The 22770-nt window shown below is 59.5% G+C and carries 21 protein-coding genes; 11 read left to right on the top strand and 10 right to left on the bottom strand.

Annotated features, from left to right (window positions below; genetic code table 11):
* Window positions 1-9: 9 nt before the first annotated feature.
* Entirely contained in the window at window positions 10-1041 is a 1032-nt protein-coding gene (locus tag VB780_RS18405; protein ID WP_323352631.1) for a LysR family transcriptional regulator, read from the bottom strand.
* Window positions 1042-1256: 215 nt separating this feature from the next.
* On the opposite strand from VB780_RS18405, the gene VB780_RS18410 reads away from it, so the two are divergent.
* From VB780_RS18410 to VB780_RS18425, 4 genes are all read left to right on the top strand, one after another.
* Entirely contained in the window at window positions 1257-2054 is a 798-nt protein-coding gene (locus VB780_RS18410) for a hypothetical protein (RefSeq protein WP_323352632.1), read from the top strand.
* Window positions 2055-2141: 87 nt separating this feature from the next.
* Complete coding sequence (locus tag VB780_RS18415) at window positions 2142-2627, top strand: 2Fe-2S iron-sulfur cluster-binding protein (RefSeq protein WP_323352633.1); 486 nt, start codon at window positions 2142-2144, stop codon at window positions 2625-2627.
* Window positions 2628-2722: 95 nt separating this feature from the next.
* Window positions 2723-3820, top strand: a complete 1098-nt coding sequence (hrcA, locus tag VB780_RS18420; RefSeq protein WP_323352634.1) for a heat-inducible transcriptional repressor HrcA — start codon at window positions 2723-2725, stop codon at window positions 3818-3820.
* A 40-nt stretch (window positions 3821-3860) separates the two neighbouring features.
* Window positions 3861-4418, top strand: coding sequence for a DUF4126 domain-containing protein (locus VB780_RS18425; RefSeq protein ID WP_323352635.1), 558 nt, complete (start codon window positions 3861-3863; stop codon window positions 4416-4418).
* Here the strand turns inward: VB780_RS18425 and hemH are convergent.
* Entirely contained in the window at window positions 4415-5578 is a 1164-nt protein-coding gene (gene hemH / locus VB780_RS18430) for a ferrochelatase (RefSeq protein WP_323352636.1), read from the bottom strand. The genes VB780_RS18425 and hemH overlap by 4 nt on opposite strands.
* A 75-nt stretch (window positions 5579-5653) precedes the next feature.
* Between hemH and VB780_RS18435 the strand changes: the two genes are divergently transcribed.
* The 4 genes from VB780_RS18435 to VB780_RS18450 all read left to right on the top strand — a co-directional run bounded on the left by VB780_RS18435 (window position 5654) and on the right by VB780_RS18450 (window position 12788).
* The gene (locus tag VB780_RS18435) at window positions 5654-6829 is read left to right on the top strand and encodes a site-specific integrase (protein ID WP_323352637.1); all 1176 of its coding nucleotides are present in this window, start codon (window positions 5654-5656) and stop codon (window positions 6827-6829) included.
* Between the two features lie 270 nt (window positions 6830-7099).
* Window positions 7100-9547: a response regulator gene (locus tag VB780_RS18440; protein ID WP_323352638.1), complete on the top strand. Its 2448-nt coding sequence runs from the start codon at window positions 7100-7102 to the stop codon at window positions 9545-9547.
* Between the two features lie 17 nt (window positions 9548-9564).
* A complete protein-coding gene (locus VB780_RS18445) occupies window positions 9565-12414 on the top strand; it encodes an ATP-binding protein (protein WP_323352639.1) in 2850 nt (949 codons plus the stop codon).
* Window positions 12411-12788, top strand: a complete 378-nt coding sequence (locus VB780_RS18450; RefSeq protein WP_323352640.1) for a response regulator — start codon at window positions 12411-12413, stop codon at window positions 12786-12788. The genes VB780_RS18445 and VB780_RS18450 overlap by 4 nt, the downstream gene beginning before the upstream one ends.
* Before the next feature lie 77 nt (window positions 12789-12865).
* Here VB780_RS18450 and infC read toward each other — a convergent pair whose 3' ends face one another.
* Window positions 12866-13351, bottom strand: a complete 486-nt coding sequence (gene infC / locus VB780_RS18455) for a translation initiation factor IF-3 (protein WP_323352660.1) — start codon at window positions 13349-13351, stop codon at window positions 12866-12868.
* Between the two features lie 261 nt (window positions 13352-13612).
* On the opposite strand from infC, the gene VB780_RS18460 reads away from it, so the two are divergent.
* Complete coding sequence (locus tag VB780_RS18460; RefSeq protein WP_323352641.1) at window positions 13613-14737, top strand: THUMP domain-containing class I SAM-dependent RNA methyltransferase; 1125 nt, start codon at window positions 13613-13615, stop codon at window positions 14735-14737.
* 34 nt (window positions 14738-14771) lie between these two features.
* Here VB780_RS18460 and VB780_RS18465 read toward each other — a convergent pair whose 3' ends face one another.
* The 4 genes from VB780_RS18465 to VB780_RS18480 form a co-directional block, all read right to left on the bottom strand.
* Window positions 14772-15194: a hypothetical protein gene (locus tag VB780_RS18465; protein ID WP_323352642.1), complete on the bottom strand. Its 423-nt coding sequence runs from the start codon at window positions 15192-15194 to the stop codon at window positions 14772-14774.
* A 170-nt stretch (window positions 15195-15364) separates the two neighbouring features.
* Complete coding sequence (locus tag VB780_RS18470) at window positions 15365-15898, bottom strand: MarR family winged helix-turn-helix transcriptional regulator (protein WP_323352643.1); 534 nt, start codon at window positions 15896-15898, stop codon at window positions 15365-15367.
* A gap of 109 nt (window positions 15899-16007) precedes the next feature.
* Window positions 16008-16697 carry a cofactor assembly of complex C subunit B gene (locus VB780_RS18475; protein WP_323352644.1) on the bottom strand — a complete coding sequence of 230 codons (690 nt, stop codon included), beginning with the start codon at window positions 16695-16697 and terminating at the stop codon, window positions 16008-16010.
* 122 nt (window positions 16698-16819) lie between these two features.
* Window positions 16820-16990, bottom strand: a complete 171-nt coding sequence (locus VB780_RS18480; RefSeq protein ID WP_323352645.1) for a metallothionein — start codon at window positions 16988-16990, stop codon at window positions 16820-16822.
* 270 nt (window positions 16991-17260) lie between these two features.
* Between VB780_RS18480 and VB780_RS18485 the strand changes: the two genes are divergently transcribed.
* Both VB780_RS18485 and VB780_RS18490 read left to right on the top strand, forming a co-directional pair.
* Window positions 17261-17530 carry a metalloregulator ArsR/SmtB family transcription factor gene (locus VB780_RS18485; RefSeq protein ID WP_323352661.1) on the top strand — a complete coding sequence of 90 codons (270 nt, stop codon included), beginning with the start codon at window positions 17261-17263 and terminating at the stop codon, window positions 17528-17530.
* Window positions 17531-17649: 119 nt separating this feature from the next.
* Window positions 17650-18972, top strand: coding sequence for a glutamate-5-semialdehyde dehydrogenase (locus VB780_RS18490; protein ID WP_323352646.1), 1323 nt, complete (start codon window positions 17650-17652; stop codon window positions 18970-18972).
* A 61-nt stretch (window positions 18973-19033) separates the two neighbouring features.
* Here the strand turns inward: VB780_RS18490 and VB780_RS18495 are convergent, their stop codons facing one another.
* The 3 genes from VB780_RS18495 to VB780_RS18505 all read right to left on the bottom strand — a co-directional run bounded on the left by VB780_RS18495 (window position 19034) and on the right by VB780_RS18505 (window position 22678).
* A complete protein-coding gene (locus VB780_RS18495) occupies window positions 19034-19510 on the bottom strand; it encodes a hypothetical protein (protein WP_323352647.1) in 477 nt (158 codons plus the stop codon).
* Window positions 19511-19567: 57 nt separating this feature from the next.
* Window positions 19568-20260 carry a hypothetical protein gene (locus tag VB780_RS18500; protein ID WP_323352648.1) on the bottom strand — a complete coding sequence of 231 codons (693 nt, stop codon included), beginning with the start codon at window positions 20258-20260 and terminating at the stop codon, window positions 19568-19570.
* Window positions 20261-20386: 126 nt separating this feature from the next.
* Entirely contained in the window at window positions 20387-22678 is a 2292-nt protein-coding gene (locus tag VB780_RS18505) for a DUF3769 domain-containing protein (RefSeq protein WP_323352649.1), read from the bottom strand.
* Between the last annotated feature and the right edge of the window lie 92 nt (window positions 22679-22770).

The following is a 22770-nucleotide window of genomic DNA, read 5'->3' on the forward strand; positions in this document are numbered from 1 at the left end:
AAGCGCCTTCTAGGGACTGAGGTTAAGGGGTTCTGCCGGTGGAGTAGCAGGCGTTGCGGGCTTAACGCCGTTCTTTTCGGCCCCATTTTTTTCGGCGCCGGCAGGCTTAAAGTTAAGGGGCAGGTTAGTAAACTGCGGCAAAATCTCGGTTGTAAAGGCGGCAGCAGCCTTAGATCGGTAGCGATTGGGGTTAAAGATCACCGACAGAGTCCGGTTGACGACCACGGCGTCAATCTTGGCCCGATGCAACACCCCCATCTGCAACTCTTTTTCGATCGCGGAGTTCGACACAAAGGCCACCCCCAGCCCAGACTGCACGGCGGTTTTAATCGCCTCAATGGAGTTGAGCTCCATCTCAATTTTGAGGCGGCGGGTTTCGATGCCGCAGCGGGTCAGCACCTGGTCAATCACTTTGCGAATGGTCGACTGCGAGTCGAGGGCGATGAAGTGCAGCTTGTAGAGGTCTTCCCGCTGAATCACCGCCTGGCTTGCCAACGGGTGATACATCGGCATAATCAGTGCGAGTTCGTCTTCGGCATAGGGCACCCTTTGTAGAGAGTCCTGTAGTTCAGGAGGGAGTTCGCCCCCAATAATCGCTAGGTCTACCTGGCCGTTGGCCACACTCCAGGCGGTGCGGCGGGTGGAATGCACATGGAGCTGCACCGCAACATCGGCATATTTTTGCCGAAACAGGCCAATCATTCGGGGGAGTAAGTAGGTGCCGGTGGTTTGACTCGCGCCGATGATCAGGGTGCCCCCCTGCAAATTTTGCAGATCTTCAATGGCACGGCAGGTTTCTTGGCATAGACTCAGGATGCGATCGCCATAGCTCAGCAGCAAATGCCCAGCTTCGGTGAGCTGTGCCCGTCGCCCTCCCCGATCAAACAGTGGTACATCTAGCTGGCGCTCTAGGTTTTGCACCTGAAGGCTGACCGCCGGCTGAGACACATACAGACTGTCTGCCGCTCGTTTGAAGCTGCCCTCCGCTGCAATGGCCTTGAGAATGCGCAGCTGGTCGAGGGTAAAGGGAAGGTCAGACATGGGCATTAACCCTAATGTACGATAAGCCTGGGCTGCCAATAAATCATGATAGTAATACAGGCCGCTCCCCGTGGTGCCGCCGCACCAGCCCTGGGTAAACTAATGACCCAAGCTCATGCCCCTTACGACTGGTGCTGTAATTAAGTCTGCCATCCCTAGATTACTTGGTTCGGGACACTCAACACCAAAATTTAGAGCGAGACCCCAAAGGATTTATGAAACGTCAGGTGATCCAGAATGTCCTGAATTTACCCGGCATCTCTGGGATGGCGCTGATTGACGGACGTAACCGCCCCTTCTTCTTTGGGCCAGACATTAGCCTCAACTCGCAGCAGCAGGATGCCCTCGCCCAGGGTATTCAGCAGGTGGTCGAAACTACCCCGGCCCATTTCGACACCTTTACCTTTCGCTTTGCCCATCAGCTGGCCCATATCTACAAGCTCGATCAGGGCCTGATTTTGCTGGTGCTGATCAACGACCAAATGCCCCTGACCGACTATCGCACGGCCATTGGTCAGCTCAAGGCCACTCTGGTAGAGGCCCCCCACAATGCAGTGCCGACCTTTCGGCTGCTGGCTGGCTGCGTCACCCTCGGCAGCTCCGTTGGCGCCGCCGAGATCCCTGCCGCCGAGGCTCCTCAGGCTGAGCCAGCCGCCTCCAATCGGGGTACTCTAACGCCAAGCTGCCGTGAGGTGATTGAGAGCCTCAACCACCTCAGTGAGGGTGCCACCCAATACCTGGGAACAACCATGGTGATCAACACCTGGAAGCAATCTCGCCCGGCCCACCCCTGGCTAGAACAGTTTGAGGTTCAAAAAGATGGTCACTTTACTGTTGCTGCCAATAGCGAGATATCGCTGACGGCAGAACAGCACCAGTGGGTCAAAGACTGGGTGACGGCCTTCCTAGGGCGCGGCGGCCGAACTATCCGCAATTTTCAAACTCTGGTTGCGGGTCAAACCCTTACCCCTCAAGAGCAGTTGCTTTTGCTAGGCCCTCCGCCCAGAGCCTAGCTAGGCGCAGCCTAGGCAGGCCTGGCTTCCAGGGCCACCGCTACCCGCTCGGCTATTTCCCCTATTCCTTAACCCCCGTTGCAATCCATGGCCAAAACCGTCCGCCTAGAGCCCATTGCCCAAGAAACCTCCGTTGAAACTAACGGCAACCTGCTGTCGGTGCTGCTGAATAAAGATCTCGATGTGCTGAAGGAGTGCGGCGGGCGCGGCATGTGCGCCACCTGTCACATCTATGTGCAGTCGGGCATGGAGGCTCTGACCCCGATCAACCGCCGTGAGCAGCGCACCCTAGAGGTGATTACCTCCTGCAAGCCCAATTCGCGGTTGGCCTGCCAGGCACGGGTAGTGAGTAATGGCGTGGTGGTCGAGCTACCGCCGGGGATGTACGTCAATTCTCTCCAAGACATTGAAGCACTGATTGGCCGCCGGGCTGACCAAGATCTGCTGCACCCGATTACGGGGGAGGTGCTAGTGGAGCAGGGCAAACTGATTACGCGATCGACGATGGCCCAGCTCGAGAGCACCGCTAGCTTTAGGGTGGGTGAGTTCTTTAGCCAGAGTAAGGATCTGTAGGCGGGGGCCAGTGGTCAGAGATAGCGATGCCGAACCCCAGAAAACATCTGTTATGGTAAGGCAATGCCGTAGTTGAGTTTTATACCAACCCCCCTATGGACCCTGCCCCTTCTCTGAGTGCTCGCCATGAGCAGGTGCTTCAGGCCACCATTCGTCACTACATTGCCACGGCAGAGCCGGTCGGGTCACGGGCCTTAGCTCAGGAATATAACCTGCGGGTGAGCCCAGCTACCGTGCGCAACACCATGGGCCTGCTGGAGAAATATGGGCTGCTCTATCAGCCCCATACCTCGTCAGGGCGCGTGCCCTCTGACTTTGGCTATCGACTCTATGTAGACCGGTTGATGTCGCCATCGGCTCGGGTGGGTCGCCGGGTGGATGCGGCGCTGTCAGAAGAGCTGGACTGGATGGGCCGCAGCCTAGAATCGCTGCTGAAGGAGGCCACCCAGATTTTGGCCCAGATTAGCGGTTACCTGGCCCTTGTGACCGTGCCCCAGGCCAATACGGTGCTGATTCGCCACATTCAGCTGGTGGTGGTGGAGGGAGGCCAGGTGTTGATGGTGGTGCTGCTCGACTCATTGGCGACCCAATCGGTGGTGGTACAGCTGCCAGCGGTGCTGGACTCGGCCACGTCAAAGGCTGCTGCCGAACCCGGTCGCCGAGATCTGGAGATCTTGTCTAACTTTTTGACCCACCACCTGCGGGGGCGGCCCCTGGCCGATGTGACTGCCCTCAATTGGGGCGATCTTGACGCCGAGTTTGAGCATTATGGCGTACTGCTGTGCCAGGCGCTGGGAGATTTGGCGCAGCGATCGCAGGCCGCCGAGACACCCCAGCTGGTGGTTAGCGGCCTGGCTGAGGTGCTGCGCCAGCCCGAGTTCTGCGATGCTCAGCGCATTCAGGCGATTGTGCGCCTGCTAGAAGAAGACCAGTCACAGCTGTGGCCGTTGTTTTTTGCCACCCCTCCCGTGGCCACCCAAACCCTGAAGGGCGTAGACGTTAAAGTGTGGATTGGAGCTGAAAACCCGCTAGAGCCCATGCAGGGCTGTGCCCTGGTGGTGTCTAACTACACCCGCCACGATACCTCCGTTGGCAGTGTGGGGGTGCTAGGACCAACCCGTATGGTCTACGAGAATGCCGTGGCCGTGGTTAAGGCGGCAGCCGATTATCTATCCACTGCCCTAAGCGAATAGGGATATCCCTGGGAGCAGCCCAGACCGGGGAGCAAGCGCCGTGATTATTACAGAACTACTGGCTATCTTGTCGATCGCGGCGGCGACGGGGCTGCGGCTAGCGCTGCCGCTGCTGCTGATTGGCCTGATGTCTGGCCCTCAACTATGGTCAAATGTACCGCTGCTGTCGCGGCTGCCTCCAGCCCTGGTGCTCGGGGTACTGGTGAGCTGGTCGATGGCGGAGCTGATGCTTTCTAAGAGCCGTTACAGCCAGCGGTTTTTTCAGGGGTTGGAGCTGATATTAAGCCCTGGGGTCGGCGCTCTGGCGGGGCTGGGGGTGGCCCGCACCTTTGGCCTAGAGGGTTGGATCTATCCGCTGATTGGACTGATCAGCGCCCTACTGGCTCTGGTAATTCAGCTGTTGCAGATGGGGCTGTTTTTTCGCCCCCGTCGCCCGCCCCTGTGGAGCTTTTTTGTGGTTGACGGGCTGTGCATTGTGCTGGCCGTACTGGCCTTTGATGCCCCCAACCAGGGGGGCATTATTGCGCTGCTGCTGCTGTGGCTAGTGATTCGCACTTCGTACCTGTGGCAGCACTGGCCCCGGCGATCGCGGCCCTAGAGAATACCGACAAAATGCAGCGGGCCGTGCCCACTGACCAGCTCTAGCAGCAGGGCCAAGAAGCCCACCATAGCCAGCCGCCCGTTCCACACCTCGGCAACGGGGGTGAGCCCCCAGGCCGATCGCTCTTGGGGGTAGATTTTGACTTTTTTGTCGGGCTGCACCACATCGGAGAAGAGCTGGCGGGGAGCCTCTAGCGCCTCGGTGACCATATCGGCCATATCGGCGATAAAGCGCGGATGGGTGTTGAGGGCGGGCACGCGGTGAAACCCGTGAATACCGGCTTCCTCGGCGATTTCGCGGTACTCGATGTCGATCTCTTGCAGGGTCTCAATGTGCTCGGAGACAAAGCTGATGGGGACGACCACCAGGTTTTTGACCCCCTGCTGGGCGAGCTGCGCGATCGCATCTTCGGTATAGGGCTGGAGCCACTCCACTGGCCCCACCCGGCTCTGGTAGGCCAGGGTGTGGGGGTTGGGGCGATTGAGCGACTTCATAATCAGCTCGGTGCAGTGCTCGATCTCGCGCTGATAGGGGTCGCCGGCTTCTTCGACGTAGCTGACGGGCACCCCGTGGGCGCTAAAGAAAATGTGGGCTTGGTCGGGGTGTTCCAGCTTGTCGAGTTCTTGGGCGATCAGATCGGCCATGGCCTCACTGTAGCCGGGGCGATCGTACCAGGAGGGAATAGCGGTGTAGACAATGCGCTGGAGAGCCGGATCTTCGAGCCACAGCCGCTCTAGCAGGCGAAAGCTGGAGCCGCTGGTGCTGATCGAAAACTGGGGATACAGGGGCAGCACCACCAGCTTTTCGACCCCGTCGCGCTTGATTTGGGCGACGGCCTCTTCGGTGAAGGGGTACCAGTAGCGCATGCCGATGTAGATATTGGCCTCGGTACCCTGATCGGCCAGCACCTGCTTGAGGGCGTCGGCCTGCTCTTCGGTGATGCGGCGCAGGGGCGAGCCACCGCCAATCTGCTGGTAGTTGGCCTGGGACTGTTTGGCCCGCGAGCTAGAGATCAACCAGGCCAGGGGACGCTGCAGCCAGGGAAAGGGCAGGCGAATAATTTCTGGATCGGCAAACAGGTTGAACAAAAAGGGGCGCACATCATCGGGCTGCTCTGGCCCCCCCAGATTTAGTAATAAGACCCCAACACGACCCATGGCACTGTAGTGGCTCTAAAGTAAGTACTCATACCCCAATTATTCTACAAGCTGGATGAACGGTTTCCGACGTTAATGGCTTCCCCTGCTGCTTTAGATGGCGCGATCGCAGCGCTCAACACCCGCCTCAAAGCCGCCCGCCTGGGGCTCCAGGTCGAGCGCCGAGGCGATCGCCTCAGCCTGCGGGGCACCCTGCCCCCCCGCCCCGACAGCGCCAAAACTCGGCCGCACCAGCAGCGCATTCCCCTCAAGCTGCCCGCCACCCCCGCCGGGCTGAAGCAGATCGAGCGCGAGGCCAAGGTGATTGCCGCTCAGCTGATTGAGCGCCGTTTTAGCTGGGCCAACTATTTATCTCCGGCGGAAGAATCTCCGCCGGAGACAGTGCCCCTGGCGGATCGGGTGGCCCAGTTTGAGGCTCACCTGGGGGCGCGCCCCGCCGTCGATGTCGCCGCTCTGGCCTCGCGCAAAACCACCTGGGACAAGGCCTACGCCCCCTACCTCAAAAAGCTGGTGGCCCATGGGGAACAGCACCCCCAGCAGCCCCTCGAAGCGGCCCTTGTAGCTGTGCTAGAGGAGTTTTCGCCCCACTCCCGCAGTCGTCAGGTTGCCTTGACCGCCTTTAAAGCCTTTGCGGATTTTCAGGGGCTGGCGCTGCCCGAAGACGTTGACAAGCTGGCTGGCACCTACGGCAACAGCAAGGCCAACCGCCGCCATCTGCCCTCCGATGAGGTGATTGTGGAATGGTGCGATCGCATTCCCAACCCGGCCTGGCGCTACGTCTATGGGGTGATGGCCACCTACGGCCTCCGCAACCACGAAGTCTTTTTCTGCGACTACCAGGCCCTGCGCCAGGGCGACCCAGAAGGCCGCATTACGGTGCTCGAAACCACTAAAACCGGCCTCCACGATGTCTGGCCCTTCTACCCAGAATGGATCGAGCGCTTTGACCTGCGCCAGGGCAGCCTACCGCCGATCAGCACCGATCTCGCCTATACAACCCTCCAGCGCATTGGCCAGCAGGTGGCGATTCAGTTTAAGCGCTATGGGGTGCCGTTCTCGCCCTACGACCTGCGCCACGCCTGGGCGGTACGCACCATTCACTTTGGTCTGCCCGACACCGTGGCGGCCCGCATGATGGGGCACTCGGTGGCGATTCACAATCGTACCTACCACCGCTGGATTACCCACCGCGATCAGCGAGCAGCAGTGCAGACGGCTCTACAGCGAGGCCCCCGGCAGCCCCCCCTGTAACCGAGGCAAGTAGAGAAGATCAAGACTTGACGATATGCTAAGAAAAAGTCTAAGCGATTCTTTAACTCTAGGATTGGTTATCAGGCGGGTATAGCCGTAGAGGAATAGTGGTTAATTTTGTTGCTTGTAGTGAATCCACTCCGTCTGCTGACCCGTAACCAGCGCATAGAGCGTACGGGCAGACGCTAACTGGTTTGGCCTCAGTCTGGGTTAGCTCGGTTACTATATCTCAGCATCGGCAGCATCTACTGTTCTAGCTATGCCCCACCGATGAAAATTTTACTTGTTGAGGATGATCCCTCTACCCAAGAACTTTTAGCCTTCCACCTCACTGCGGCGCGCTACACCGTAGAACAGGCCGTTGACGGCATCATCGCCCAGGAGCTAGCCGCCCTGTGGAACTATGACCTGATCGTGCTGGATGTGAATATTCCTCGGCTAGACGGCATTAGCCTATGCCGTCACCTGCGGGGACAGAGGGTGTCTACCCCGATCTTGATGCTGACGGCCCAGGCGGGCGACGAGGATGTGATTACTGGGCTAGACGCCGGGGCCGATGACTATGTGACCAAGCCCTTTGAGGTCTCTCAGGTGCTGGCCCGCATTCGCGCTCTGCTGCGGCGGGGAGTGCGGGCTACGACCATACCGTCGCTGACGTGGGGGCAGCTGTGCCTCGACCCCACCCTGGCCCAGGTGACCTACAGCGGCCAGGTGGTGCCGTTAACCCCCAAGGAATACAGCCTGCTGGAGCTGTTTTTGCGCCATCCCCAGCGGGTGTTTAGCCGCAGCACCATTCTCGACCACCTGTGGACCATTGACGATTCGCCCACCGAAGGGGCGGTGACCAACCTGGTGAAGGACCTGCGCAACCGACTCAAACGCAGCGGCGTAATTGAAAACGTGATTCAGACGGTGTACGGGCTGGGCTATCGCCTTCGCGATCTGCCGCCGAGTCTGGTGGGGCTAGAGACCGCAACGACAGAGCATTCGAGCCCCAATGGCGCCCAGGGCGCTAACGGTAGTGCCCCGGTCGAGCGGCTAGAGCCGGCCTTGGCAACCACGCCAAAGAGTAACCCCCTAGAGGCGATCGCCGCCCGGTTTCAGGCCTCGATTCAGCAGCGGCTGGCGGTGGTAGAAGCGGCGGTGCGATCGCTCCAGGCGGGCGAACTGCCCTCCCAGCAGCGGGCCATTGCCCAGGATGAGGCCCACCGGCTGGCCGGGGGCCTGGGCACCTTTGGCTATGACGAAGGCTCAACCCACGCCCGCCAGATTGAGCAACTGCTGGGCGATCGCCCCCTGCAAACCACAGAAGTTAACCAGCTCTCGCGCCACCTGCTCGACCTCAAGCAGACCCTGGCCCTGGCCCCTAAGCCGCTGGAGCCCGCCCAGGCGATCGCGTCGCTGACTCGCCATTGGGGGGTGGCGCTGGCGGTGGAGCCCAAACTGCTCAATCAGCTCCAAATCGATGCGGCTAGCCACGGCTGGCACCTGGACGGGGCAGCCAGCCTGAGCGAGCTTCTACAGGCCCTGGCCCAGGGGCGGGCCGAGGCAGTGATCCTCACCCTAGACCAGAGCGCCCCCCTGGCCGAAAAATTAGCGCCCCTGCGAGAGGTCAAGCATCGGTTTCCCCAACTGCCGGTGCTGGTCTTGACCTGCCACGACAGTTTAGAAGAGCGGGTGCAGGTGGCTCGCCTCCAGGGCGATCGCTACCTGGTGGCACCGGCTACCCCCAACCAGATTTTTGACACCCTAGACCACCTCTTGCCCACGACCCAAGCGCCCGAGTCGCAGGTGATGGTGGTTGACAACGACCCCGTCACTCGGGGTGCCATCACCGAGCTGCTCACCCCCTGGGGGCTGCAGGTCACCGAGCTGGGCGACCCCAGCCAGTTTTGGGAGGTGCTGCGCCAGGCCCAGCCTGACCTGCTGCTGCTGGCGCTCGAAATGCCCACCTTTAGCGGCATTGACCTGTGTCAAGTCGTGCGCCAAGACTCGCGGTTTGGCAACCTGCCCATCTTGATGGTGGCAGCCCATCCCGACACGGTGACGGTGCGCCAGGTGTTTGAGATGGGGGCCGACGACCTAATTGGCAAGCCCATCGTGGGGCCAGAGCTGGTAACGCGGGTGCTGAGCCGCATTGAGCGATCGCGGCTGCGCCAGCAAATTGAGCAAATGCGCCACCGCCAAGCCCTCTACTGGGCGCAGCAAGACACCACCGACCCCCTCACCCAGGTGGCCAACAGCCTGCACTTCGATGCCTTTTTGCAGCAGCAGTGGGAGCGCCACTGTCAAGACCAGGCCCCGATCTCGCTGATCCTATGCAGCCCTGACAGCCTGCGCACCTACTATCAAATCTACGGCCAGCAGGCGGGCGATGCGGCCCTGCGCCGCATCGCCCGCACCCTACACCGCACCATCAATCCCAACATTGACCTGGTGGCCCGCTGTGGCGACGATGAATTTGCCATTGTGCTGCCCAACACCAACCTGGACGGGGCCCTGCGAGTGGTCTCGCGCCTGCAGCAGGCCGTGACCGATCTCAAAATTCCTCAGCCCACCCCCGCCGGGGGTGATTACATTACCCTCAGCTTGGGGATCGGCGGGACTACGCCCACGGGCAGCCTCTCCAGCGATCTGCTGCTAAAAACCGCCGACCAGGCTTTAAAGGACGCTAAAGTGCGCGGCGGCAATACGTTCTGCCTGTACCCAATGTGCTGAGTTAGCCCGATCTCGCCATGACGTTTTCTCTGCGCAATCTGCTCATCGTTCCGTTCTTGCTGCAGGTAATTGGCATTACAGGGCTGGTGGGCTATCTGTCGTACCGCAGCGGGCAGCGGGCGGTGCAAGATATCGCCCGTCAGATGATGACAGTAACGGGGCAGCGGGCTGAGGAAAACCTCAATGCCTATCTGCAAACCCCTCGCTTTGTGGCCCAGACCCATGTCTATCTACTGGAAACCGGGCAGATAGACAGCACCGACCTAACCGCTCTAGAAGGTCACTTGGTAGCCCAGCTGAACCTGTTCCCCGAGCTGACCGGCATGGCCATTGCCAACGAGGCCGGGGCGTTTCTGAACGTAGCTCGCCAGGCTGAACCGGGCGTGTTCTCCCTGCGGCAGCACAATGTCACCGTGGTCGATAACCGGCTCTACCGCTATCGGGTAAATGCCGCTAGCCAAACTAAAACGCTGCTGCCGCCCATTAGGCAGGGCTACGACCCCCACCGCGACCCGCCCGACAACCCGTGGTATGCAGCCGCCCAGGCTAGCCCTGAGGGGCTATGGCGGCTGGTGGTAAGCCTAGAGCGAGGGGACGATCGGCCCCGTCTGGTGATGGTGCGGTTTATGCCCTTCCAAACTCCCCAGGGTGACTTTGGCGGCGTCTTTAGCAGCGGCATTCTGCTAACGCAGCTGGGGGAGTTTTTGCAAAGTCTGATCCCGAGCGAGGAGGGGCAGCTTTTCTTAATTGAGCCCGACGGCAACCTGGTAGCCACCTCAACCGGGGATCTCCCTTTTGATCAGCAGCCCCGCGCCGATCCGGCACAGAATGTGGCGCTTCAGTCTCGCCGGCTGGCGGTGAGCCAAAGCCGCAATCCCCTCACCCGGGCGGTAGCGGCCAGCCTGATTGCCGACTACGGCAGCCTTGAGAATGTGCGATCGCCGCGTTTTTCTCACCTTCGCTTTGGTCAAAAGCAGTATTTTGTGCAGACTACGCCGCTGCAGGGCGACCTCAACTGGCTGCTGGTCACCGTGGTGCCCACCTCTGAGTTCATGGGCGACATCTACGCCAACACGGCCCGCACGGCCCTGCTCTGCGCCCTGGCACTAATCGGTTCGATCGGGCTGGGAATTTGGACGGCGGAATACATTACCAAGCCGATTTTGTCGCTGCAGCGAGCCACCCGGGCGTTGACCAACGGCCAGGCCGTTGTGCCCCCCACCCAGCCCAGCAATATTCAGGAAGTGGAGGCCCTGCGCGAGGGGTTTGACCGCATGGTGGGCCAGCTAGTGTCGTCGTTTCACGCCCTCAAAGACCGCGAAAATACCCTGGCCACCTTCTTAAACGGGGTGCCCTTGGCCCTGAGCGTCCATGACCAGACGGGGCAGATGCTGTTTCTCAACGCCAAGGGTAAAGAGCTGTTGGTCAACGGCATTACCGACGCCGATGCTGGGCGGCTGGCGGAAACCTACCGGCTCTATCGGGCCGGCAGCAACGAGCTGTACCCCACCGATGAACTGCCGGTGGTACGCGGGCTGCGTGGTGAGACGGCCTACACCGATGACATTGAGGTCGATACCGGCGATCGCCGCATTCCCCTAGAGGTGCACACCATTCCGGTGTTCAACAGCCTGGGGCAGGTGCTCTACAGCATCCATACATTTCAGGACATCACCGAGCGGCGGCAGGTAGAGCGGTTTCGGGTTGACTACCAGCGCGAGCTGGAGCATCAGATGGCGCAGCAAATGGCCTCCCTGGCGGCCAGTGAGGCCACCCAAAAGGCTTTGATCAATGCGATTCCTGACCTGCTGATGCGGCTGAGCCGAGAGGGTCGCCCGCTGGAGATCTACAACCCAGAGGCGGTCAACTGGCTGGGCGATGGCCCCCCAGGGCCGGTCTTTGACCATCGCAGCCGCCTCTACGAGAAGAGCGTGTACGAGAACCTGCCCGCCGCTATTGCCCAGGAGCGCCAGCGCTGCGTTGAGCTGGCCCTGGCCACGGGCACCATTCAGCGGCAGGAGTACGAGTTTGTCTCGGGCGGGCAGATGTGTTACGAGGAAGCGCGGATTATTCCGGTGACCCAGGATGAGGTGCTGGTGGTAGTGCGCGACATCAGCGATCGCTACCGCATCGATCGCCTCAAGGATGAATTTATCTCCATCATCAGCCACGAGCTGCGCACGCCCCTGACCGCCATTCGCGGAGCCCTGGGCATTTTAGAGTCGGGGGTGCTGCACAACCGGCCCCAGAAGACCCAGCAGATGCTGGGCATGGCCCTCAGCAACACCGAACGACTGATTCGACTGGTCAACGATATTCTCGATCTAGAGCGGTTGACCTCGGGCCGCATTGAGCTCAACCTAGAGCCCTGCCGCCTAGATGAGCTGATGGCGCTGGCGGTCAACGGGGTAGAGTCCATCGCCCTGGAAGCCAAGGTCACCCTTCAGGTCGCCGCTCCCGCCGCTACGATCAGGGCCGCCCCCGACGCGGTAGTGCAGACCCTCACCAACCTGCTGGGCAACGCCATTAAGTTTTCTGAAGCAGGGAGCAAAATTTGGCTGGCGGCAGAGCTGGTTTCTCACCCCAGGACTAAGGCTGACCTCAGTGCCCCCCCGGTAGCTCTGCCCGCTTGGGTGCAGATCTCAGTCAAAGATCAGGGGCGGGGCATTCCGGCGGAGCGCCTGGAGATAATTTTTGAGCGTTTTCAGCAAGTGGATGTGTCAGATTCGCGCCAGCGGGGGGGCACTGGCCTGGGGCTCGCGATCTGCAAACAGATTGTGGAACAGCACGGCGGGGAAATCTGGGTAGAGAGCCAGGTGGGCCGGGGCAGTACATTTTTCTTTACGCTGCCGCTGAGGGAGCCATGAGCAAACGCATTTTAGTCATCGACGACGAACTGGACATTCGCGAGGTGGTCTGCCTGTCGTTGGAGGAGTTTGGCGGCTGGCAAACCGCCAGTGCCGGATCGGGGCGGGAGGGCATTCACAAGGCCTCAGCCGCCCCCTGGGACGCGATCCTGCTGGATGTCTCAATGCCCGACATGGACGGCTTTGCGGTCTACGCTCAGCTCCAGGCCAATCATAAAACCCAGGCGATCCCGGTCATTTTGCTCACGGCTAAGGTGCTGACCAGCGATCGCGATCGCTTCTGCACCCTAGGCGTAGCTGGAATAATTGCCAAACCCTTTAACCCTGTAACGGTGTGGCAGCAGGTGGCCCAGATCTTAGACTGGGCCACCTGACCGTACAGTTCAGGGCCGCATTGAGGAGGCGAAGGGATATTCGCCGACATTCGGTCAAGAGCAGCGACCGTTGGCCCCTAGGCTGGGGTAATCATCAGTACCAGGGCTTTTTTGTCGAGGGCCTGGACTTTACCGGCATCGCCGATATCCTTCACGATTCTGTCGAGCAGCTCTCCAGCGCGATCGCGGTGCTGGTGCTCACGCCCCCGCAGGCGCACCAAAAACTTAACCGAGTCTCCCTTCGACAGCCACTCGACCGAGCGCCGAATGCGGAGCTGGTAGTCAGACTCACCCACGTTGGGGCGCAGCTTGACCTCTTTCAAAGACGGCTTAGAGCTTTGCTTCTGCCGCTTACTCTGCTGGTACTGAAGCTTGCCGTAGTCCAAAATTTTGGCCACAGGGGCATCTTTGCCGTTAGAAACCACCACCAGGTCAAGTCCTGCATCCTCGGCGATTGTAAGCGCCTCGCGAGTTTCCATAAGACCCCGGTTTTGGTTCTCTTGGTCGATCAAGAACACCTGAGGTGAGCGAATTTGCCGGTTTACCAGTTGCGTCTTAGAAATAAGTCGTTCCTCTCAAAATTCGACAGCTGGCCGGGGCGATGGCTAAGGACAGACGTGACCTCAGGGCTGCTTGGCCTAGCAACCATACACCTAGAAGGGTATTGTCCATCAGAATAACAATAGAATAGCCTAGCTTTTGAAGCGGTGTTGTGTTGAAATATCCGGTCTTAACAAAACAGTAAATGTCCGGTTGAGTCAGGGTTTGACCCCGCTACTCTGGGCCTTACCGCAGAGTTCCAGCAGAATCCACAGAGGAGGCCCATGGCCGTATATTTTGCCACCGTCGCCCGTGGGCTAGAGGCCCTAGCGGCCACTGAGCTAGAAGATTTGGGGGCTCAGCAGGTCGAGCCGGGGTTTTGCGGGGTGGCCTTTGAGGGCGACCTGGCCCTGCTGTACCGAGTCAACCTCTGGTCGCGGCTGGTCTTTCGGGTCTTGGTCAAGCTGGCCGACTGCCCCTGCCGCGATGCCGAAGATCTCTACCAGGGCATTCAGAGCATCGACTGGCGGCCCTACCTAACCCCTGACCTCACCTTTGCCGTCGATGCCACCGGCAAAAACCGCAGCCTCAACCACAGCCACTTCACCGCCCTGCAGGTGAAAAATGCCGTGGTCGATCAGCAGCGGCAGCACTGGGGCGATCGCTCTACCATCGACACTCAGCACCCCGAGGTGCGGCTCAATGTCCACATTCAAGACGACATGGCCACCGTTAGCCTCGACAGCTCGGGCAGCAGCCTGCACCGCCGTGGCTATCGCCCTGCGGTGGGGGCCGCCCCGCTCAAAGAATCCCTGGCGGCGGCGCTGGTGAAGCTGACGGACTGGCCCGGCGACGTGCCGCTGCTCGACCCCCTCTGTGGATCGGGTACGCTGCCCCTGGAGGCCACCATGGCGGCGCTCAACATTGCCCCAGGGATTTTTCGCGAAGAGTTTGGCTTTCAGACCTGGCCCGACTTTGATGGCGACCTGTGGGATGGCCTGTGGCAGGAGGCAGAATCAGCGCGCAAAGCCGATTTGGGCACCTGGGTGGGGGGGTGCGATCGCGACCCCGACATCATTCACCAGGCCCACCTCAATGCCCAGCGCTGCGACCTGGCCGAGCAGATTAACTTTTGGGCCGCTGACCTGGCTGACCTAGAGGCTCCCGCCGACAGCGGCTTTTTGCTGTGTAACCCGCCCTACGGCGAGCGGCTGGGGGCCGACGCCGATTTAGGAGCCTTCTACAAACTGCTGGGGAACGTGCTGAAGCAGCGCTTCAAGGGCTGGACGGCCTTCGTGCTCAGCGGCAACAAAGCTCTGTCGCAACACATAGGGCTCAAGTCGGCTCAGCGGGTGGCCGTCTACAACGGCACGATCCCCTGCCAGTGGCTCAAGTACGAACTGTACTGAGCCACTGACAGCGAAAAGATGGAGCGATCGCCTCCTAAGACAGCACCCTAGCCAGCAGGTAAAGCATAATAGCGCTGCTCAATGAGGACGCCACCAGCCGAACGCCGTTGTAGCGAATTAATCTGCGCAGGCCAGTGCTATCTGAATAGCCCTGGCGATCGAGTCGGCTATGCACGGGCACGGCAAAAATGAGGCTAATGGCCATAATTGAGGCATTAAGCCCCAGCAGCACCAAGACCCAGCCCAGAGGCACCATGGCTGGACGCATAAAAACCAGCAGCAAAGTACTCACCATCAGCAGGCTATAGGGCATGTAAATGCTGAACGGCAGCCGCCGCTCATACTCTTGGTGAAAGGGCACAAATTCCCCCGGCCCCACCCAGCCAAACAGGGGATAGGACGAAACTTGGGTATACCAATGCAGCGCATTATTAAAAAATGTTGCGAAAACTGCCACGACAAAAACTGTCAATTCCGTGTTCATGATCCTTGAAATCCTTAGGAATAGTGAGCAAAAGAAACTGCCAGTCGAGGCTGTCGAGCGAGTAGACGCTGCTACTGCCCCATGCCCCAACTGTTTGACTGATTCGATAGCGTTCCGAAACTTAATGCGCTGGCAATGCGGCTTTAGAGCGGGCGAGTGGCAATGCGCCGCAGCAGTTCATTGAGAGTATGCTGCTCTGACGGCGTTAGGGCCGAGAAAAATTCGTCTGCCGCAGCTATGGAAGCCTGCTCTGCGGCCTGCAATCGATCGCGGCCAGCCTCTAAAAGATGAATGTTATAGGCGCGGCGATCGCTCGGATGAGGCCGCCGTTCCACTAGCCCCTGAGCCTCTAGGTTGTTTAGCAGCGTCACCATCGTGGCTTTATCAACCCGCAGCTTGTCGCCTAAGCGCGCTTGACGAGTTGGGCCTTCACCAGATATCACCTGAAGAATGCCTACCTGGAGCGGGCTCAACCCCAGCGGAGCTATGGCACGGGCATAGTACTGAGCACCGAGGTCGCTAACCCAGTGGAGGACAAAACCTGTCCAATGCCCCAAACATTCTGGCAATGGCTCCCAATTCAGGGGAGATTCTATAAAGGCAGATTGAGAGCTAGACCCAACATCTAGCTCACCGCTCGCCTGAGCCGTTGGTGAAGAATCCGAAGCGTTTTCCATGACAAAATTTGCTTGTTGAATAAACGTTAGCACAAAAAACGTTTATTCAACAAACAAACTCCTGGCAGCTAAGCTCTGGATGAAGTCAGCCCGTAACAAGCTCTGGTGTCTACGAGCCATCGACGACCGCTGTGCGAGGCGCAGCTTGCCCCCTGGCGCTTAGCTCATCCAACGTGTGGCCCAGCTTGTCGGCAATGCCTTCGATCCAGGCTTCGTCTTGGCGGGTGTAGCTGCGGGGGGCATTGGCCGCCAAGATCAGCGCCCCACCCTGGCCCATAGGCTGGCAGATCACGCCCTGGGTATTTTCGGGCAGATAATCAAATTCCACCCGGCCTGGGTAGATCTTGAGATTCACCAAATACACCGCTTTGCCAGTCTCTAGCACCCGCTTCAAAATTGGGCCGGGAGTGACTTCGGCTTTAGGGGCTAAGATGCCGCGTCGCAGCAGGGTTTTGCCCTGGCGGAAGGCGACGACGGATCGCGTGACGGTGTTGGTGAGCAGCAGGTGAGAAGCCCAGGCCAGTTCGGTTTTGGCGGCATCGGTTAGAGCCTCATCTAGCTCCAACCCCTCTTCGCCAATCAGGGCGACAGCTTCAGGTAGAGTGGGCTGTACCCGCTGCCACAGCAGGCCAGTCAAAATCAGCAGGGCGCTGAGAATCACCCCCATCACATCCGATCGCGCCTGGGATTCAGTCAGGGCAGGGGTCAGCACTCGATTGAGCAGCAGCAGAGTACCGCCCAAGCCGCCAGCTACCAGCGGCAACAGCCGCAGCACTCGGTTGGGGTCATTTTGCGCCATTGATAAACCTGTCCCCTGGGGATGCCTTTTCCTTAATTTTAAGGGGGTTTAGACTTCTAGTGGTGGACGAGAACAGCAGGGTGCAGAGAACTGAATCCCCTGCACCCTGCTGACGGCATGGGCTAGTTATTGCAGCCGCAGCCGGGATGGCCGCAGCCTGCAGACCCTTCAGGGTGGCCATCGGCGCAGGCGTCACTGCAAAAATATTGGCCCTCTTTTTCTAAGGCCTGGCTGGTGTCAACAACGCAGAGACAAGAGTCGCAGGCGCATTTCATCTGGGTAACGGTGGTCATGGCAAGTTTCCTCTTGGGCTAGGTGAACTAAACTGATGTTCAAATACCTGAACACCTGTTCATGGATCAACCATAACATATGAACAAGTGTTCATGGGTTAAATGGTTGCTATTGCTCGCTGTGATGTTTGGGATAGGTCCTTAAATCATGGCTATTCTTCAGAAGCGACTGGTATGGCTGGCGATCGACTATCTATTGATGACCTCCCCTGCAACCACGCTGGCCCGTCGCCCGTGGCAGAAATTTTGAGTGTAGAAAAGGCCCAGCGCATGGCCGAGTTTTTTGGCGTGCTGGGCGATCCCAACCGCTGGCGCATTCTGTCGGCTTTGGCCCTAAGCGAAATGCGGGTGGGGGAACTGGCCGCCGCCGTGGCCATGAGCGAGTCAGCGGTGTCGCATCAGCTGCGGATTTTACGCGCGGCACGCCTGGTCAGCTACCGCAAGCAGGGCCGCAACGTGATCTACTGCCTTAAGGACGATCACGTCTTCAATCTTTACCGGGAAGCATCGGATCACTTAGATGAGCCGCCGGAGGAGTAGATGGGTGAATGGTGGACAGATAGGTGACCTGTTTTTAAAACTTTGAACCCCAAATTCTGAACCCGAAACCCTCCCCACGGAAACGGTAGACTGAGGTATTGCCGGGTTGTCGTACTGCTATGACCATTTCTCCCCTTGCCCAGAATGCTGCCACTCAGCCGCTGCTGGCGATCGCCCAGGCCACTCGCCAGGCGGCTCAAACCCTAGCCAGCCTGTCTGCTGAGGCCAAAAATCGCGCTATTGAGGCCGTGGCTACAGCCCTGGAGGCCAATGCCGATCGCATCGTGGCGGCCAACCAGGCAGACTGCGAAGCCGCCCTGGCCGACAACCTGGCTAAGCCGCTGTACGGGCGGCTCAAGCTAGACGGGGTGAAGCTGGCGGGGGCGATCGCTGGCGTGCGCGACGTGGCCCGCCTGAGCGACCCGGTGGGGACGGTACAAATTCATCGCGAGCTAGACGAGGGACTGGTGCTCAAGCGGCTGACGGTGCCCCTAGGGGTGCTGGGGGTAATCTTTGAGTCGCGCCCCGATGCGGTGATGCAAATTTCGGCCCTGGCGATTAAGTCGGGCAACGGGGTAATTCTCAAAGGGGGCAAAGAGGCGGTGCGATCGTGCACGGCCCTGGTGGAGGCCATTAAGCAGGGGCTTGAGCATGCTGACATAGACCCAGCGGCGGTGCAGTTGCTCACCACTCGGGAAGAAACTCGCGCCCTGCTAGATCTGGAGGGCTATGTAGATTTGATTATTCCACGCGGTTCCAACGCGTTTGTGCGGTTTGTGCAAGAGAATACGCGCATTCCGGTGCTGGGCCATGCCGATGGCATCTGCCATCTGTACATTGACAGCGAGGCCGATGTAGAGCAGGCGATCGCGATCGCCCTCGATGCCAAAACGGCCTATCCCTCGGCCTGCAATGCGATCGAAACCCTGCTGATTCACCAAGACATTGCCGCTCAGGGCTTGCCAATGCTGGCGACGGCGCTGCGGGCGGCCCAAGTGGATCTGCGAGGCGATCGGCAGGCGCGGCAAATTGTGCCCGATTTAATTCCCGCTACAGAGGAAGACTGGGCAACGGAGTACAGCGATCTGATTTTGGCGATCAAAGTTGTGGATTCGGTCGAGGAGGCGATCGCCCACATCAACACCTATGGGTCGCGTCATACGGAGGCGATCGCCACCCGCAACCCCGCCACCGCCGCCCACTTTATGGATCGCGTCGATGCCGCCGGGGTCTACCACAACTGCTCGACCCGCTTTGCCGATGGCTTTCGCTACGGCTTTGGGGCCGAGGTCGGCATTAGCACCCAAAAGATGCCCCCTCGCGGCCCGGTGGGGTTAGAGGGGTTAGTGACTTACAAGTATCAGCTAGTCGGCGCTGGTCACGTTTCTACCACCTACAGCGGCAGCGACGCCAAACCCTTCACCCACCGCGATCTGGCCTAATTGACGCTCCACAGAGTCAGGGAATACTTTCTAGCGGCGACGGTGGGAGAGCCTAAGGCCACTAATTTCCCAACGCCTCGTCCAGCACCTGGCGGGCTAATTCTGCCTGGGCTCTGGCTTCTTTGAACCGCAGGTTGCTCTGGGCAAACGACTTTAAGATCTTGAAGCCATCCTTCAGTTCGGTGAGCTGAGCTTCGGTCATCGGGTCATCGGTAAACAGCAGATCCACCAGGTCACGTACCTGGTGGGCCTCATCGCGGGAGGACTGCACCTTGACCTTGAGCGTAGCCAGCTGGTTCAAAACCTGAATGGCCTCTACGACGGCGTCTTCTTGCTGCTGCACGGATTCTGAGGAGGTAGGGGGCTGCACTTCTACGAGTTGCTCAACGCTGAAGCCATCGGCCAGGACGGTAGGCAATTCGCCATCGTCAAGCATGGCCATGAGCTGATCCATCGCCTTATCGCGAGCTTTGCGAGAGTCTTTACCCGATACCGTCAAAACGACATCTGGGCTTTGGGCCAGGGTGTATTGAACCATTATCGTAGGTCGCATGTACTATACCAGTATACGCGACCTGGCCATGGAACAGACAATTTATTCTTCCATGCCCCCCTGCACTACCGCCCGCAGCCGTTCGTGCAGCTCTGATCTATCGCGGCGGGGCACAAAGGGCTGAATCATGTCGGCCTGGTGCCAGAGGGAAGAGGCCTCGGCGGGCAGCGGGCGAAAATTGGGGATGCCGGGGATGCTGGCAGGGGCGATCGCTGGTTCATCTGAGGCTTCAAGATCTGGTTGACTGGGTTCAGATCCTGCTGTGTTCGCCTCTGGTGGCGAATCGGTTGCAGCGGCGCCGGGGAGCACTGAGCTATAGGGTTCAGAAGGCCCGAGGGATGCGTCAACCTGCGGCGGTTGATCAGCCCCCGACCCCAGGCTGGTCGGTGCGATCGCCGGCAGCGCCCGGCGAATAGATGAAGGCTCTGCGCCATCTCCGTAGCCAGTGGGGCAAAGCAGCGATTGGCCTAAGATAATAGATTCAAACTCGCGGTTGAAGTGGCGAATGGGCTGCCCCCGTCGCTGCCACAGCTTGAGAATTTGGTCGATAGAAATAACTTTATAGCGCCCCTGATACAGGGCTTCGGTAATAGCGTGGCTAACCCAAACCGCACCAAAATCTTCTAGCCAGCCGACAATCATGGCTTCGGTCGGGTAATCTTCGGCATCGAAGCTGTAGCTGGTGAGCAACTGATGAATGGGCTCAACATCTGGAATGTTGTTGGGGTGAGTCATAGTGGTTTGCCTACGCGTTAACCCACATCGGTCAGATCGCTGGAGTAGTCATGCTTCTTCAGCTTAATCTTAAGCCAGGGCAAAGACTACCATCGTAAGGTTTATTACCGTTCGCAGGGCCAGGGGCTACTGCACTATCACATCGCTGGGGGTATCGGGGGGAGAATCGAAAGGAGCGGTGCGCCCCTCCCAGTCAAAGCCGCTGATGCGAAATCCTAAAAATCCGGTCTCTTGGGTGGGGCTGTAGGTCAGCAGCAGACCATAGGCTCGACGACGGTATTCAAAAATTAGATTGCTGTCGATGATGCGGCCGCTATCGACGTTGAGAGAGGTCTGAAAACCGGCTAAAAAAGGGCCATAAAGTTGTTGAATAATGCCCCCAGACAGCACGTTTTGGTCCACTGTTCGATCAAACAGAAAGGGAGAGGTATCGCCGCCAATCAGGGTGCGGCTAAAGCCAATATTGAACTGGGTATAGTCGAAGGTTCTGCGCCGCAGGCGACCCAGCTGACCCGCCAAAACGACTCTGGTTTCCAATGTCTCCTGAAGGTCATTGCTGGTGTAGTAGGTGGCTCCGCCCCGCAGCCCGACCCCCAGCACCAGGTTGGGCACCAGCGGTCGGGGAGAATATCGCAGCCCCTCGGTGGGAGTCGCCGGTAGCGGTTGCCCCTGCCACAGCAAGAAGTTGCGCGTGAAGTTGGCGCTGCTCTGAAAGCGAAACAGGCTGGTCAGGCCGATGCCTTCCCCAGGGTCTAGAAGATCGGCTCGATCGGTGTTGGCGGTAACGTACTGCCCAGAGACCTGATAGGTGAGGTCAATGCCGCTGTTACCTAGGGCTATGACCGGCGACTCCAGCAGAGCACCGATGGTATTTTGTACATCCTGAAACCCTAGGGAGCCGTTGAAGAGGCGATCGCGGTAGCTGTACTCCAGGTTGAGGCGGTGGGTGCCAAGCAATTGCCGGGCCCGAAAGCTGGCCCGCAGCCGCTCGCTGAAGTTAGCCAAGTCAAACCCCGCTAGGCTCAGGGCACCTGTGATCTGGGTGCGTGGCCCCACCGGCCCATCCACCCGGGCGGCCAGACCAAAGTTGGCGGGGTCAGCAATGTTGTAGTTGGAGTCGCCCAGCCAGCGAGAGACAAAAAACTGAGGCGCAATGGTAAGGTTCAGAGGCCCCGCTATATTCAGCGGAATAGGCGCTTCGACATACAGCCCGCCGCGATCGCGGCCATCAATACCAATGCCCGTCGGCAGCGGATTTAGGGCTTCCGCAGGCAGCTGCCCCCGGGTGAGGATAAAGCGATTTCTAAACAGCGGAATTGAGAGACCCTGGTTGAATACCAGGCGAGGGTTCTCAAAGACCAGCTCTTCCTCGACCTCGTTGAGCGGGGTGAGCCGCACGCTATTGGCCCTAAACTCCAGCTCAGGGGGCGAGAAGGGATCGTTCGTCAGCCGCACCTGCTCGGCGTACCAACCATCGGCATCAAAGGACAATTGCCCGGCCTCAAACCGCAGTCGCTCAATGGTGCCCTGCTCCGTCCCCACTAGCAACCGAGAATCACCCGTGGCCAGGCCAATGCCGCCGGGGCTGGTAGCCTGGGAAATGGATGGCTGACTTTGCAGACGATAGTCAAGGGGCAGATTGGCTCCCTGCCCTAGACCAGCCGAATCTGTGGAAAAGTCGTCTTCTAGGGTTGACACCTCTAGCTCGCCTCGGCTTTCGGTGATGGTACCGGCACCCTGCAACAGGTTATAGGTGGCGGTTTCGCCTTCAATAATTTGGTTGTTGCGGTTAAAAAAAACGTTGCCCTCGGCTCGCAGATGGCGATTGACCAAGTTGGCCCAGAGGCGATCGGCGGCCAGCTGACCGGTGCCAAACTGCACCAGTACATCGCCGGTAGCGGTCACAATCTGGCGAAGGGGTTCAAACTCTTGGCGATCGGCCCGCAGCAAAATAGAGCCCACCCCTGCGGCGGGCAGTTCTGTCTCGCCGGGCACATCGGTGTCTTCCAGTTCAGAGCTAGCAGGTTCGGAGTTTTCTGGCTGAGGGTTGGCAAACTCACCGCTTTCAGGCTCAGCTGGCGCAGGGTCAAGCGGTTGCGAATCTACGTCAACCGTCCCCTCACGGCCCTCGGTAGGCGACTCAGCGGGGTCTAGAGGTATTGTGGCGGGTTCGGCCACTAGAGGCTCGGAGCCATCATCGGTGGCTAAAAGCAGCGGCGAGAGCTGGCTCACCCCACGCCAAGATACGGCCCCAGCTGCGGCACTGTCAGCTGGGGCGATTGACCCAAGGCCAGGCTCCGCCAACGCCATTGTCTGCCCCCCTAGCCCTGGCTGGGAGGCCGCTACCGCTGAAACCAGCACGATGTCGGCTGATTGTGGGGGCGAGGGCACAGCGGGCAATATAAGCGGCAGAGGCATGGGCTGGCATCACCAACGCAAAAACAAAGCCCGACAAGCGGGCTTAAGCAGGCCATTGTCACCAGACCACAAAGTCTTGATAGGCAGACCTA

Origin of the sequence: Leptolyngbya sp. CCNP1308 (genome assembly GCF_034932455.1) — a bacterium.
Classification (GTDB): Bacteria; Cyanobacteriota; Cyanobacteriia; order Phormidesmidales; family Phormidesmidaceae; genus Nodosilinea.